At 65.5% G+C, this 13,602-nt stretch carries 16 protein-coding genes and 1 tRNA gene; 8 read left to right on the top strand and 9 right to left on the bottom strand.

Annotated features, from left to right (window positions below; all coding sequences use genetic code 11):
* Nucleotides 1-73 precede the first annotated feature (73 nt).
* Nucleotides 74-691, bottom strand: a complete 618-nt coding sequence (gene thiE, locus IT549_RS08175) for a thiamine phosphate synthase (RefSeq protein WP_292971824.1) — start codon at nucleotides 689-691, stop codon at nucleotides 74-76.
* A gap of 77 nt (nucleotides 692-768) precedes the next feature.
* Here thiE and IT549_RS08170 point away from each other — a divergent pair, with 77 nt between their 5' ends.
* Nucleotides 769-1,152, top strand: a complete 384-nt coding sequence (locus IT549_RS08170; RefSeq protein ID WP_292971822.1) for a hypothetical protein — start codon at nucleotides 769-771, stop codon at nucleotides 1,150-1,152.
* 698 nt (nucleotides 1,153-1,850) lie between these two features.
* On the opposite strand, the gene IT549_RS08165 is transcribed toward IT549_RS08170, so the two are convergent.
* Nucleotides 1,851-2,747 carry a fructose bisphosphate aldolase gene (locus IT549_RS08165; RefSeq protein ID WP_292971820.1) on the bottom strand — a complete coding sequence of 299 codons (897 nt, stop codon included), beginning with the start codon at nucleotides 2,745-2,747 and terminating at the stop codon, nucleotides 1,851-1,853.
* 145 nt (nucleotides 2,748-2,892) lie between these two features.
* Between IT549_RS08165 and IT549_RS08160 the strand changes: the two genes are divergently transcribed.
* Nucleotides 2,893-3,297, top strand: coding sequence for a DoxX family protein (locus tag IT549_RS08160; protein WP_292971818.1), 405 nt, complete (start codon nucleotides 2,893-2,895; stop codon nucleotides 3,295-3,297).
* Here IT549_RS08160 and IT549_RS08155 read toward each other — a convergent pair.
* From IT549_RS08155 to tkt, 3 genes are all read right to left on the bottom strand, one after another.
* Nucleotides 3,294-4,493: a phosphoglycerate kinase gene (locus IT549_RS08155; protein ID WP_292971816.1), complete on the bottom strand. Its 1,200-nt coding sequence runs from the start codon at nucleotides 4,491-4,493 to the stop codon at nucleotides 3,294-3,296. The genes IT549_RS08160 and IT549_RS08155 overlap by 4 nt on opposite strands.
* Before the next feature lie 185 nt (nucleotides 4,494-4,678).
* Nucleotides 4,679-5,686, bottom strand: coding sequence for a type I glyceraldehyde-3-phosphate dehydrogenase (gene gap, locus IT549_RS08150; RefSeq protein WP_292971814.1), 1,008 nt, complete (start codon nucleotides 5,684-5,686; stop codon nucleotides 4,679-4,681).
* Nucleotides 5,687-5,704: 18 nt separating this feature from the next.
* Nucleotides 5,705-7,675 (bottom strand): transketolase, encoded by a 1,971-nt coding sequence (gene tkt, locus IT549_RS08145; protein WP_292971812.1) that lies wholly within the window; start codon nucleotides 7,673-7,675, stop codon nucleotides 5,705-5,707.
* A gap of 169 nt (nucleotides 7,676-7,844) precedes the next feature.
* Between tkt and IT549_RS08140 the strand changes: the two genes are divergently transcribed.
* The 4 genes from IT549_RS08140 to IT549_RS08125 all read left to right on the top strand — a co-directional run bounded on the left by IT549_RS08140 (nucleotide 7,845) and on the right by IT549_RS08125 (nucleotide 9,325).
* Nucleotides 7,845-8,045 carry a hypothetical protein gene (locus IT549_RS08140; protein WP_292971810.1) on the top strand — a complete coding sequence of 67 codons (201 nt, stop codon included), beginning with the start codon at nucleotides 7,845-7,847 and terminating at the stop codon, nucleotides 8,043-8,045.
* The gene (locus IT549_RS08135) at nucleotides 8,042-8,332 is read left to right on the top strand and encodes a cell division protein ZapA (protein ID WP_292971808.1); all 291 of its coding nucleotides are present in this window, start codon (nucleotides 8,042-8,044) and stop codon (nucleotides 8,330-8,332) included. Before IT549_RS08140 ends, IT549_RS08135 begins: the two co-directional genes overlap by 4 nt.
* Before the next feature lie 205 nt (nucleotides 8,333-8,537).
* On the top strand, nucleotides 8,538-9,113 hold the full coding sequence (locus IT549_RS08130; protein WP_292971806.1) for a 5-formyltetrahydrofolate cyclo-ligase: 576 nt from the start codon (nucleotides 8,538-8,540) through the stop codon (nucleotides 9,111-9,113).
* Nucleotides 9,110-9,325 carry a DUF2842 domain-containing protein gene (locus tag IT549_RS08125; RefSeq protein ID WP_292971804.1) on the top strand — a complete coding sequence of 72 codons (216 nt, stop codon included), beginning with the start codon at nucleotides 9,110-9,112 and terminating at the stop codon, nucleotides 9,323-9,325. Before IT549_RS08130 ends, IT549_RS08125 begins: the two co-directional genes overlap by 4 nt.
* Here the strand turns inward: IT549_RS08125 and IT549_RS08120 are convergent.
* Complete coding sequence (locus IT549_RS08120) at nucleotides 9,282-9,770, bottom strand: hypothetical protein (RefSeq protein WP_292971802.1); 489 nt, start codon at nucleotides 9,768-9,770, stop codon at nucleotides 9,282-9,284. The genes IT549_RS08125 and IT549_RS08120 overlap by 44 nt on opposite strands.
* Before the next feature lie 68 nt (nucleotides 9,771-9,838).
* Here IT549_RS08120 and IT549_RS08115 point away from each other — a divergent pair, with 68 nt between their 5' ends.
* Nucleotides 9,839-10,915, top strand: coding sequence for an MBL fold metallo-hydrolase (locus tag IT549_RS08115; RefSeq protein ID WP_292971800.1), 1,077 nt, complete (start codon nucleotides 9,839-9,841; stop codon nucleotides 10,913-10,915).
* A gap of 15 nt (nucleotides 10,916-10,930) precedes the next feature.
* Here the strand turns inward: IT549_RS08115 and IT549_RS08110 are convergent.
* Nucleotides 10,931-11,007, bottom strand: a tRNA-Asp gene (locus IT549_RS08110).
* A 239-nt stretch (nucleotides 11,008-11,246) separates the two neighbouring features.
* Here IT549_RS08110 and IT549_RS08105 point away from each other — a divergent pair.
* Nucleotides 11,247-11,693 carry a hypothetical protein gene (locus IT549_RS08105; RefSeq protein WP_292971798.1) on the top strand — a complete coding sequence of 149 codons (447 nt, stop codon included), beginning with the start codon at nucleotides 11,247-11,249 and terminating at the stop codon, nucleotides 11,691-11,693.
* Here IT549_RS08105 and IT549_RS08100 read toward each other — a convergent pair whose 3' ends face one another.
* Entirely contained in the window at nucleotides 11,694-12,281 is a 588-nt protein-coding gene (locus tag IT549_RS08100) for a YdeI/OmpD-associated family protein (protein WP_292971797.1), read from the bottom strand. It lies immediately after the preceding gene.
* Between the two features lie 11 nt (nucleotides 12,282-12,292).
* Nucleotides 12,293-13,600 carry a dihydrolipoamide acetyltransferase family protein gene (locus tag IT549_RS08095; RefSeq protein ID WP_292971795.1) on the bottom strand — a complete coding sequence of 436 codons (1,308 nt, stop codon included), beginning with the start codon at nucleotides 13,598-13,600 and terminating at the stop codon, nucleotides 12,293-12,295.
* Nucleotides 13,601-13,602: the final 2 nt, after the last annotated feature.

Below are 13,602 nucleotides of genomic sequence, written 5' to 3'. Positions count from 1 at the left end.
GAAAATTCTCCCCTTCCGGACACTGGCTTGCGGAGCTGGTTGTGGCAGGTTTTCAGGCCGTAGGAAATGGGTGCTAGGCGGCGGCGATCACCTGCTGGAAGGCCTTGACCGCCGCCGCCTCGTCCCCGTTCCACACCGCACCCGATACCGCCAGGAAATCTGCCCCGGCGGTTACCAGCGGCGCGCAGTTTTCCGGCGTGATCCCGCCGATCGCCACGCAGGGAATCTCGAACAGCGCCTGCCACCATTCAAGCAGGTCGGGCGTGGCGACATGCTCGGTCTGCTTGGTCGTGGTCGGGAAGAAAGCGCCGAAGGCGACATAGTCCGCCCCGGCCTCGCCCGCTTCCATCGCCAGGTGGCGGCTGTCGTGGCAGGTCACCCCGATCTGGGCATCGCGGCCCAGCCGGGCGCGGGCATCGGCCACTTCGCCATCGCCCTGCCCCAGATGGACGCCATCGGCACCGATCCGCTTGGCCAGGCTAATCGAATCGTTGACGATGAAGGCCACCTCGCGCGCCGCACAAATTGCCTGCAGCGGTTCGGCCAGCCGCGCGGCCTGATGTTCGTCCACATCCTTTACGCGGAACTGGAACGCCGCGACCGGGCCGGCGTCAAGCGCAAGGGCCAGTCGGTCAGGAAAAGCACCCGTTACGTCGAGCGGTGAAATCAGGTAGAGCTGGCAATCAGACATGGCCGCGCTCTAGCCTGCCGGGCAGCCCGCGCCAAGCGTTCGGAATCCGTTCATGTAGCCAGTCCCACAGATACACGATGCTCAAGCCTCTTTTCCCCCTCGCCCTGATTGCCGCACTGGGCGGCTGTGTCACCACCTCCCGGGCCCAGGATGACGGTTCGATCGCGGCCCGGCTGGGCCAGCAGGTTGACCTGGGCGGACCGAAGGTCACCCCGATAAAGGTGCTGGAAGACAGCCGCTGTCCGCAGGAAGTCGATTGTGTCTGGGCTGGCCGCGTGCGGCTGGAAGTGCGGATCGAAACCGGAGCCGGCGCAAGTGTCCGCGAACTGGCCAGCGACAGCCCGCTGCCGGTGGCTGACGGTACGCTTGAACTTGTCAGAACCGATCCCCCGCGCAGCAATCAAGGCACGATCGCGCAGCAGGATTATCGCTTTGCGTTGAGGTTCCGCGGCGGGCTCTAAGCCGCAGCCCCATTTACCGGCACGGCCACGTCCGACCTTTCATGAACCGGTACATGATCAGTTGTTGAACGCACCCGGCCAATACCGCACCCTTGCACCGGCTCAGACTGTTCGGGCCGCCCCGCTGGACGGCGCGAATGGCGTGCGCAGCGGGCTTGCCAGGAGGTGGCAATGGCGCTGTGATCGGGATCAAGGCAGCGGTGCGGCTCATGCTCCAGGCTCTGGCCTTCGCTGGTCTGACCGGCGTGTCGGCCTCCAGTCTTGCGGCGCAGCCAGCGGTGCAGACTGCGCCGCCAGTGCCAAGCCCAGCCGCGATCACCCCCCGGCCCTGGCCAAGCGCAGTGACCGTGCTGGGCCAGACGGTCGAGCTTGAAGGCGTCCGGATCACCCCGATCCGCGTGGTGCGGGATGAACGGAAGGGCTGCGTAGCGCGGCCTGGTGATCAGGCGCTGCGGCTGTGCACGGTGCACGGCTGGCTGGATCTGAAGGTGCGGCTGGTCATTGCGGGCCGGACCCGGACGGTCACGCTTCGCGAGATGGCCGCGCTGAAGCTGCGATCGGGGACAAGGCTGGGCTATATCGCCCGCCCCGACCGCGCGCCGGCGAACCCGGCGGACTACAATTTCGAATTCTATATCTGGCCCAGGGGCGTGAGCGGACCGTTCCAGGCTCACGCCCCCACGGGCAAAACCCGCCCCCTAGGCGGTCTTGACGGTCGATCCGGTGTAGATCGCGTCGATCGCCTCGGCCAGCGCGGCATCGAATTCGACGTCGCTCATCTGGAAGCGCAGGTCTTCCAGCAGCGCACGGCTGAAGCTGGCGATGATCCCGTTGTTCTTCGCCAGTTCGACGCAGGCTTCGGGGCGCTTGTAACCGCCCGACAGCGCAACCACACGCAGCACCCTGGGGTGGTTGACCAGAGGATCGAAAGTGCCCGGCACCACCGGCAGCGACAGCTTGAGCATGACCTGCTGGCCTTCGGGCAGCGCTTCGAGCTGCTTCAGGATCTCAGCCAGCAGGATCGTGTCGCATTCGGCGCGGGTTTCGCTCTTGATGTTCACTTCGGGTTCGATGATCGGCATCATCCCGTGGCCGAGCACCTGCTGGCCGACTTCGAACTGCTGCGCGACCACCGCGGCGATCCCTTCGGCATTGGCCGAATTGATCACCGAGCGTTCCTTGGTGCCATAGACGCCCAGCGCCTTGGACTTGGTCAGCAGCGCGTCGAGTTCGGGCATCGGCTTCATCAGCTGGACGCCATTCGCTTCGTCTTCCAGGCCCTTGTCGATCTTGATGAAGGGCACCACGCCCTTGTCGATCAGCGCCTGCGGCACCGGCTTGCCGTCAACCGAACCGTCCATGGTACGTTCGAACAGGATCGCGCCGATCACCTTGCTGCCATCGAACGCGGCCGAGCGGATGATCCGGCTGCGCATGTCGTGGATCAGGCCAAACATTTCCTCGTCGCTGGACCAGGCCCCGGCTTCGATACCGTAACCGGCGAGCGCCTTGGGGGTCGAACCGCCCGACTGGTCAAGCGCGGCGATAAAGCCCTTTCCGGCGGCCATCTTGGCGGTCATTTCGGCGGTGTTCATGGGTTCGATCCTCGTTCTACATACGTATGTGGTGCGTCGTGGCGTGCGCCTAGCCGCGCCCGGCGTTGCGCGCAACTCCTCAATTCACCGCCCCGGAATTTATCCAGCGGCCTGTTCCAATCAGCAACAGCACCGGAGCCAAACCTTGTCAGACTATCCCTACGTCAGCCGTAACCTTGCGCTGAAGCTGCTGCGCATTGTCACGCCGCTTTTGTTCATGGCCCATGCCGTGGTGCGCATTGGTCCCCCCGGCACGATCGACCAGTTCGCCCTGTTCATGGGCAACCTGGGCTTTCCCGCTCCGGTGGCGGTGGTCTGGGCCATTACCTTGGTCGAACTGGTGGCCGGGACCATGCTGATCGCCGGGATCAAGGTCCGCTGGGCGGCCAGCGCGCTGGCGGCGATTGCGGCCGGCGGAATCGTGCTGATCCATGCCCACCTAGGCTGGTTCGTTGGCGAGCATGGCACCGGCGGCAGCGAATATTCGGTGGCGCTGCTGGTCATGCTGCTGGTGATCGCCGCGCACGATCCCCAGCGCACCGACAGTTAGCCCAAAAGCGCAACCACGCCGGGCAGTTCCTTGCCTTCCATCCATTCGAGGAAAGCCCCGCCAGCCGTTGAAATATAAGTGAAATCATCCGCTGCCCCGGCGTGGTTGAGCGCGGCGACAGTGTCGCCCCCGCCCGCAACCGAGATCAGCGCGCCTTCCTTGGTCAGCGCCGCCGCACTGCGCGCCAGCGCCACGGTGGCCGCGTCAAACGGGGCCAATTCGAAGGCGCCAAGCGGGCCGTTCCAGACCAGCGTGCGGCAGGTCTTGAGCACATCGGCCAGTGCCTCGGCCGCTTGCGGGCCGACGTCGAGAATCATTTCGTTTTCAGCAACTTCGTGGACGTTGCAGGTGCGCAGACTGGCCGGGTTGGCGGCGAATTCCTGGGCCACCACGACGTCATAGGGCAGATGCACCGTGCAGCCGGCTCCGTCAGCAATCTCAAGGATTTTCTCGGCAGTGCCGGTCAAGTCATGCTCGCACAGCGATTTTCCGACATTGACGCCGCGAGCCGCCAGGAACGTATTGGCCATGCCCCCGCCGATGATCAGGTGATCGACCTGGGTCACCAGGTGGTTCAGAACGTCGAGCTTCGAGGATACCTTCGCACCGCCCACAACGGCACAGACCGGGCGTTCAGGCGTACCCAAAGCGGCATCAAGCGCCTTGAGCTCGGCCTCCATCGAGCGTCCGGCATAGGCCGGCAGCAGATGCGCCAGCCCTTCGGTGCTGGCATGCGCGCGGTGCGCGGCGGAGAAAGCATCGTTGACGTAAAGGTCACCGTTGGCGGCGATCGCCTTGGCCAGTTCGGGGTCGTTCTGTTCCTCGCCCTTCCAGAAGCGGGTGTTCTCCAGCATGGCAATGTCGCCAGGCTGCAGGATGCCGACCGCCTGCTTGACCACGTCGCCGGCGATTTCGGGCACGAACATCACTTCCTTGCCCAGCACCGCCTGGACCGCATCAAGCGTCATCGAGACCGACATGGTCGAGACCCGTTCGCCCTTGGGCCGCCCGAAATGCGCCAGCAGCAGCACCTTGGCGCCCTTGGCCGCCAGTTCGAGGATGGTCGGCGCAGAGGCGCGGACGCGGGTATCGTCGGTCACCTGCGCGTCCTGCATCGGCAGGTTGAGATCAACGCGCACCAGCGCGACCTTGCCGGTCAGGTCGCCGAGATCATCGAGGGTTTTGAAGGTTGCCATCTTGCACTCCCTCCTCCCCCTTGATGGGGGAGGGATATCGCAGCTTGGCGACTTGTCGCCTAGCGAAGGTTGGGTGGGGGTGATGTCGCGTCCGAACGCTAGCTCACCCCCATCCAGCTGCGACTAGGCGACAAGTCACCAAGTCTCCGCATCCTTCCCCCATCAAGGGGGAAGGACTGGGGTCGTTACAGCAGCTTGCCCATCGCCCCGGCGGTGTCGATCATCCGGTTCGAGAAGCCCCATTCGTTGTCGTACCAGCTCAGCACGCGCACCAGCTTGCCGTCGATCACCCCGGTTTCCAGGCTGTCGATGGTGCTGCTGTTGGCGCAGCCGTTGTAGTCGATCGAGACCAGCGGCTCGTCCGAATAGCCCAGCACGCCCTTGAGCGGGCCTTCGGCCGCGGCCTTGAGCAGCGCGTTGACTTCATCCTTGGTGGTGTCGCGCTTGGGCGTGAAGGTCAGGTCAACCACCGAGACGTTCGGGGTCGGCACGCGGATCGCGCTGCCATCCAGCTTGCCCTTCAGTTCGGGCAGCACTTCACCCACCGCGCGGGCGGCACCGGTGGTGGTCGGGATCATCGACATCGCGGCCGCGCGGGCGCGGCGCGGATCTTCGTGGATCTGATCAAGGATCTTCTGATCGTTGGTATAGGCGTGAACCGTGGTCATCAGCCCGCGTTCGATCCCGATCGCATCGTTCAGCACCTTGGCGAAGGGCGCCAGGCAGTTGGTGGTGCACGAAGCGTTCGAAACGATCGTGTGCCCGGCTTCCAGCTTGTCGTGGTTGACGCCGTAGACGACGGTCAGATCGACATTCTTGCCCGGGGCCGAAATCAGCACCTTCTTGGCACCGGCGGCCAGGTGCTTTTCGCACGAGGCGCGATCGGTGAAGAAACCGGTGCATTCCAGCACGATGTCCACGCCATTGGCGCCGTGCGGCAGATTGGCGGGATCGCGTTCGGCGGTCACATGGATGCGCTTGCCGTTGATCACCAGATCGTTGCCATCGGCTTCGACGGTGCCATTGAACGCGCCGTGCACGGAATCACGCTGGAACAGCAGCGCGTTGGCCTTGGCCGAAGCCAGATCGTTGATCGAAACCAGTTCGAGGTCGTGGTCGGTCCGCTGCAGCAGCGCGCGCGCGACATTGCGCCCGATGCGCCCGAAACCGTTGATCGCAACCTTGATCGCCATGGTGAAACTCCTGCTTGCTTAGCCCAGTCGGGCCTTGATCTGTGGGACAATTGCCTCGGCAGTGAGGCCAAAATATGAATAAAGTTGATCAGCCGGAGCCGAAGAACCGAACCGGTCGATCCCGATCGTCAGCCCATCACCGACATGCTTCTGCCAGCCCAACGTGATTCCGGCCTCGACCGAAACCTTGAGCACACCGGCGGGCAGCACATCGGCGCGATAGGCCGCATCCTGCGCTTCGAACAGTTCCCAGCACGGCATCGAGACGACATCGGCCCCGATCCCTTCGGCTTCAAGCGCCGCCGCGCTGGCCAGCGCGATTTCGACTTCCGATCCGGTGGCAACCAGCACCACCTGGCGCGCGGCCTCTGCCGCCTTGAGCCGGTAGGCGCCCTTCGCGCTGAGCATGCCGGCCGAGCTGCGCAGCTGCGGCAGGTTCTGGCGCGACAGCGCGAGGACCGAAGGCGTGCCCTGCGCTTCGAGCGCGAGCGCCCAGCATTCGGCGGTTTCGACCACGTCGGCCGGGCGGAACACCAGCAGGCCGGGGATCGCGCGCAGGCTCATCACATGTTCGATCGGCTGGTGGGTCGGGCCGTCTTCGCCCAGCCCGATCGAATCGTGGGTCAGCACATAGACGACCTGCGCGTGCTGCAGCGCCGACATCCGGATCGCGTTGCGGCAATAGTCGGCAAAGACCAGGAAGGTCCCGCCATAGGGCACCAGCCCGCCGTGCAGCGCCATGCCGTTCATCGCCGCGGCCATGCCGAATTCGCGGATGCCATAGTGGACATGACGCCCGGCATAGTCCGCCGCGCTGAACGTGGTGGTCGCCTTGGTCTTGGTCAGGTTCGAACCGGTCAGGTCGGCGCTGCCGCCGATCAGCTGCGGCAGCTGCTCGGTCAGCGGGCCCAGCGCCATTTCGCTGGCCTTGCGGGTGGCCACCTTCTGCGGACTGGCGATCAGGCCGTCGATATAATCCTTGATTGCGGCATTGGCCTGGCCCGAAAGGCCCTGCTGCCCGGCTTCGAAGGCGGCGCGGCCGGGTGCGGCGGCCAGGCGGGCCTGCCAATCGGCGCGGGCAGCGGCCCCCTTGCCGCCCAGCGAGCGCCAGTCCGCCAGAATTTCGGCCGGAATTTCGAAGGCCGGGGCATTCCAGCCCAGCGCCTCGCGGGTGGCGGCCACTTCATCGGCGCCCAGCGGGCTGCCGTGAACGGAGTGCGAACCGGCCTTGTTGGGCGCACCCTGGCCGATCACGGTGCGGCAGGCGACCAGCGACGGGCGCGGATCGGCGGCAGCTTCGGCCAGAGCGCGGCTGATATCGGCAAAATCGTGCCCGTCGCAGCTCGTCACGTGCCAGCCGGTGGCGGCATAGCGCGCCTTGACGTCTTCGCTGGTCGAAAGATCGGTATCGCCATCGATGGTGATGTGGTTGTCATCCCACAGCACGTTGAGCCGGCCCAGCTTGAGCACTGCGGCCAGCCCGATCGCCTCGTGGTTGATCCCTTCCATCAGGCAGCCGTCACCGGCGATCACCCAGGTCTTGTGATCGACCAGCGCATCGCCGTGCACGGCATTGAGATGGCGTTCGGCCATGGCCATGCCCACGGCGGTGGCCAGCCCCTGTCCCAGCGGACCGGTGGTGCATTCGACGCCCGCCAGCTCGGTGTTTTCAGGGTGCCCGGCACAGGGGCTGTGCAACTGGCGGAAATTGCGGATATTATCGATCGTCGGCGCTTCATACCCGGTCAGGTAGAGCAGCGAATAGATCAGCATCGAACCATGCCCGGCCGACAACACGAACCGGTCACGATCGGGCCATTTGGGCGCCTTGGGATCGAACTTCAGCTGTTCGGCATAGAGCACGGTCGCGACATCGGCCATGCCCATCGGCATGCCGGGATGCCCCGAATTCGCCGCCTGCACCGCATCCATGGAAAGCGCGCGAATGGCATTGGCCATGGGCGCAAGGCGGGCGGGATCGAGGCTCATGCAGCAAGGCTCCTGAAACAGGGCAGAATTGCGCGCGATTCGGCGCGAGGTCTCCTTTGCCAAGGCGCAAGGCCGCGTCAAGGCGCGGCTCGGCCCCGGGCTTTGCAAACGGTGGGAAATCCGCGCTCCAATGCTTTGCCTTGATGTGTTTTTGGGTTAGATAGCGCCCATGGACGCCGATCGCAGCAAGGCCGCCATGGCCCGGATCGAAGCAGCCTTGGCCCGGATAGAGGCTGCGGCGGCGGCGCCGCGCGTGGCCCCTGCCAGTGCCGATATGGCCAATCTGCAGTCCCGGCATGACCGGTTGCGCGCAGCAGTGCAGGATTCGCTCGAACAGCTCGACCAGCTAATCGAAGGGGCCCAGGGGTGAGCAACGTCACACTCCAGATCGGTGGCCGCAACTACATGGTCTCCTGCTCGGAGGGCGAAGAGGCGCACGTTCAGCAGCTTGGCCAGATGATCGAAGGCAAGGTGCGCGATCTGGGCGCGGCCGGTCACAACGAGGTGCGGTTGCTGCTGTTCGCGGCACTGCTGCTGGCCGACGAATTGCACGATGCCCGCGCCAAGGCAGCCAGCGCTGGCGGCGCCACCGATCCCGCGCTGCTCGAAACGATCGCTGCCCGGCTTGAAAAATGTGCCACTGCCCTTGAGGGTTGAGGCGCACTGCCCTATCTAGCGCGGCGACGGGTACTGCCCGGTGCGAGCCTTTGAAAATCCCTGAGGCTATAAGCAAATCCATGGGGGCTGTCCCTGGTTGGACCCTGGTCCGGCACACACGGTTCCCACCTGACGTGAACGCGTCAGAGGATTTCCTGGCAACGGCCCATGGTGGTCCCGTCACCCCACCAACGAGGCGCAGCGCGTGATCGAAAAGAAAGCCCTTCGCGCCGAATTGAAGCGCCGCCGCGCCGAGCATGTCGCGGCGATTCCCGAATGGCAGCGCGCGCTGCTGTTCAACCGCCCGCCCGGTGTGGTGGCCGAGATGGTTGGCGAAGGCGCGGTGATCTCGGTGTTTCACGAAATGACGGACGAGGTACCGGCCAGCAATTATGCCCGCTGGTTCGCCGAACGCGGCCACCGGGTGGCCCTGCCCTGGCTGGCTGCGCGCAAGGCGGCGATGCAGTTTCGCGAATGGACCAACCCGTTCGACGACAGTCTGCTGGTCAGCGATCCCTACAGCGCGCTGCAACCGGCTGAGGATGCACCACTGCTGGTGCCCGAGGTGATGTTCTGCCCCTTGCTGGGCTTCACCTCCAGCGGGGGCCGGATCGGCTATGGCGCGGGTTTCTATGATACCTGGCTGGAAAACAACCGCCCGCGGCTGGCGATCGGCCTGGCCTGGGATTGCCAGCTGGACGAAACAATCCCGCTTGAGCCGCACGACCAGCCGCTTGACTATGTGATCACCCCCACCCGCGTGCATGGACCTTTCCGATGAGAACCGAACCCACCCTGCGCATCCCGTTCGGGGTCCTTGGCCTGCTGGTGGCGCTGCTGGTCTATGGCGGGCTGATCGCGCGCTATATTGCGCCGCTGATGGACGGCTGGCCCGCGCTGGGGCAGCTGCCGATCTATGTGCTGCTGGGCGTGGTCTGGCTGCTGCCGCTCAAGCGTTTCCTGATCTGGATGGAGACCGGTCGCTGGGGCTGAGCAGTTCGGCCCGGGCCAGGTCCTTGTCCCGCCCGAACCTGCGCAGTATCGCGGCCAGTTCATCGGCCTCGGGTACATAGGCCTCACCCCGCCCCCAGCGCAGCAATCTGCGGCTTTGCGGGACGATGGCCTGCCATTGCCCGTCGCGGCACAGCTCGAATTCCGCAAACAGTTCGACCGGCAGCGGCGCCCCGGCATAGCGCGCAAACACGGCGGAGCGGAACAGTCCGTCCGATCCCCCTGGCGTTACCGCCAGGCCGAGCGCGGCAAAGACCGCCTCCACATCCGCGCGCGCCAGCAGCAGATCAAGATCGCCGATCGGCATGTCCGACCCGGTGTGCAGTTTCACCGCTCCGCTGGCGATCACCCACCAGGGTTGCCGGGCCCGGGCCAGCGCCGGGGCCAGGTGCAACAAGGTCTGCTCAAGCGGATCGCCGGATGCCATTTTGTCCGCTTGCCGGATCGGCGGCTTGCAGGCAAGCTGCCGGCAAAAGCTGATCAGGAAGACAGGCCATGAAGCGCAAGGTTGCAGTCATCGGGTCATTGCTGGCGATTCTGGTCGGGCTGGCACTGGTCCTGGGCCGCGGCGCGATTGCCGAACGCGCGTTCCAGTCCGCGCTCGACAAGAATGTCGGGGTCGATCAGTCGGCCAAGCTGGGCGATGGCCTGCACGCCTATGTCTGCGGCAGCGGATCGCCGATGCCCGATACCGATCGCGCGGGGCCGTGCATCGCGGTGCTGGCCGGCAACCAGGGCTTTATCTTCGATTCCGGATCGGGTTCGGTGCGCAAGCTGGGGCGGATGGGCTTTCCAATGGGCAAGCTGCAGGCCGAATTCCTGACCCACCTGCATTCCGATCATATCGACGGGCTGGGTGAAGCGCTGCTGCAGGCCTGGATCGCCGGTTCGCGCGGGGCTCCGCTGCCGGTCTATGGCCCGGAAGGGACCGACAAGGTGGTGGCCGGCTTCAACGCTGCCTATGCACTGGACCAGGGCTACCGTGTTGCCCACCACGGGCCGAAGGTGGCGAACCCGGCGGGTGCGGGCGGCGCGGCGCAGGTGATCGCCCTGCCCGACGGCGTGGACAGCCAGGTGGTGTGGGACCAGCAGGGCGTGAAGATCACCGTGATCCGGGTCAACCACGCACCGATCAGCCCGGCCTTCGGTTACCGCGTCGATTACAAGGGACGCTCGCTCAGCATTTCGGGCGACACGGTCTATTCGCCGGCCTTCGTCACCGCCTCAAAGGGGGTGGACCTGATGTTCCACGAAGCGCTCAACAAGCAGATGATCGCGGCGATGGGCAAGAAACTGGGCGAACGCGGCCAGGCCAACACCGCACAGATCATGACCGATATCCAGAACTATCACGCCAGCCCGGAAGACGCCGCGCGCTCGGCCAAGGAAGCGGGTGTGCAGGCGCTGGTGCTGTATCATCTGGTCCCGCCGGTGCCCGCCACGCTGATCGAGCCGCTGTTCCTGGGCAATGCCCCCAAGCAGTTCGGCGGCACGCTCAAGCTGGGTCACGACGGCATGATCGTCAGCCTGCCGGCGGGCGGCAAGCAGGTAAAATTCAGCGATGCATGGTAGAAGGAAATTCCCAAGTGGCGCGAGTGACGGGGCTCGAACCCGCGACCTTCGGCGTGACAGGCCGACACTCTAACCAACTGAGCTACACCCGCGCAGCCACTTGGGAGAGGCGCCACTAGGCCAGCATCGAGAGGCTGTCAACTGCCTAAGCGCGACTCTTTTTCGCAGGGCTGTGCGGGCTGGCGAAACCATCATGATCGGGCCATTTCCGGGGTGCGATGGCCCGTCCACGGCCACCCCGCTGGCCCTCTGTTAACCATATATTTGCCGCTCTTTGCGACAAGCCGCGTCGTTGTGTCCCGCCGGGGATGCCAATGGGGGCTTGTCTTACGTGAATCACCGTCGCTCGATCCTGAACCTGGCCGTCGCGCTGGCGCTCGCCGTACCCGCGGCCGCGCTGGCCGCCCCGCTGATCGCGCTCGACAGCGCGGTCTATGTGGAAAAGGTCAAGCCCGGCAAGGGCCGCATGCTCCAGCCCGCTGGCCGCCTGACCCGCGGCGACCGGGTGGTCTATGTGGTCAGCTGGTACCGGATGGGCGGCGATGGCGCCTTCACCGTCACCAACCCCCTGCCCCGCAGCGTCTATTACCAGGGCAGCGCCGATGGCGCGGAAGAAGTCTCGGTCGATGGCGGCAAACGCTGGGGCAAGCTTGAGCAATTGCGGATCGGCACCCGGATCGCCACGCCCGAAGACGTGACCCACGTCCGCTGGCACGTTCCGGCCAGCCAGGCCGCGCGCGGATCGGGCGAGATCACTTACAGCGCAATCGTGCGCTGATCAGCAGTTCTCGTATTTCCAGTTCCGCTTTTTCCCATCGGCCAGCCATTCGATCGCCTGGGCAATCCGCTTGTCGCGGGTCTCGGGCCGCTTCGCCTCGCTGATCCATTCGACATATTCGCGCCGGTGTGAGGGCGAAAACCCCTCGAGCGCGGTCTTGGCCGCAGGATTGGCGGCCAGCGCCGCGGCGAATTCGGGCGGGATTGGCAGTTCGGGCTTGGCCACGCGCGCGGCCGACTTGGGCTTGAGCGCGGTTCCGGCCTGATCGATCCGCTGGGCAGCCTCCGCCAGCTTGCTCTTCAGCACATTGTCGTCCGGCAGGTCTTCCAGCCGGGTGATCTTGCCAAATTGCCCCATCGCATCGCCCTGGCGGCCATCGCCGTGGATCATGAAGGCGGCATGGGCCTTGAACGCCGACATCCCGGCCAGGTTCTTACCCTTGTGGAGGAAGTGCGGCATGCCCCATTTGAGCGCCTCGTCGAGGCCTTCGACGGCCTCATGCACCAGCGCGCGCAGGTGGTTGAGGATCGGCTGGGCAAACGGCGCGGCCTTGGCGATGTAGGCATCGACTTTCGGATCACGCGCCATCATGCTCCTCCCTAGTCCGCCAGCAGCAGCACCGGTGTTTCGATCAGCCGCTTGACCGCCTGAACAAAGCTGGCCGCATCCCAGCCATCGACCACGCGGTGATCGCAGCTGATCGACACGTTCATGGTCTTACGCTTCTCGATCCGCTCACCGCCCATGCCATCAGGCACGTACATCGGGCGCTCGACGATCCGGTTGGGGCCGATGATCGCCACTTCGGGGCGGTTGATCACCGGGGTATGCGCCACACCGCCCAGCGGGCCGAGCGAGGTAAGCGTGATGGTCGAGCCCGACAGCTCCTCGCTCTTGGCAGTGCCATTGCGGGCAGCGTCAGCCAGGCGGACAATCTCGCTGGCCAGCTGCCACAGGTTCTTGTCCTGGGCATTGCGGATCACCGGCACCATCAGCCCGGCATCGGTCTGCGCCGCCATGCCCAGATGCACCGCGCCCGAGCGGTGGATCACCCCGGCCTCGTCATCAAAGCGCGCGTTGAGCATCGGGAAATCGGGCAGCGCGCGGCAGATCGCGGTGATCAGCAGCGGCAGCATGGTCAGCTTGGGCCGCGCCCCGCGCGCGGCGTTGAGCTGCGCGCGCATCTGCTCCAGCGCGGTCACATCGCATTCCTCGACATAGGAAAAGTGCGGGATATTGCGCTTCGACGCGGCCATGTTCTCGGCAATCCGGCGGCGCATGCCGATTACCTTGATCTGCTGGTCCACCGCCCGTGACCCCGGCGCGCGGAACCCGCCGCCGGCGTTGTAGGCCAGGAACGCGTCCAGATCGGAATGCCGCACCCGGCCATCCTCGGCCGGCTTCACCTCGCCAAGATCAATGCCAAGCTCGGCCGCGCGGGCGCGAACGGCGGGACTGGCGAGGACCTTGGCGTTTGCGGCTGGCGCCGCCACGGGCTTGGCCTCAAGATCCTCCCCCGCAGGGGGAGGTGCCGAGCGCAGCGAGGCGGAGGGGGCTTGTTGCCCGTTCTGCTCCCCCTCCGTCAGCGGCGAAGCCGCTGCCACCTCCCCCAGGGGGGGAGGATCTTGTGCAACTGGCTCATGACCGGTGCCCTCGGCCACATCACCCTCGGTCTCGATCACCACCAAGGGCGATCCGATCGCGATCATGTCGCCCTCCGCGCCCGCCACCGAGAGCACGACGCCCGAAACCGGGCTTTCCATCTCGACCGTCGCCTTGTCGGTCATGACGTCGGCGATCTTGCCGTCTTCCTCGACCCGATCACCCACCTTGACGTGCCAGGCGACGATTTCGGCCTCGGCAATGCCTTCGCCGATATCGGGGAGGTTGAATGTGAACTTGCCCATCG

The organism is Novosphingobium sp. (assembly GCF_020852455.1).
Classification (GTDB): Bacteria; Pseudomonadota; Alphaproteobacteria; order Sphingomonadales; family Sphingomonadaceae; genus Novosphingobium.
Note: the sequence above shows the minus strand (reverse complement) of the source record. Positions and strands in the feature narration are given on the sequence as shown.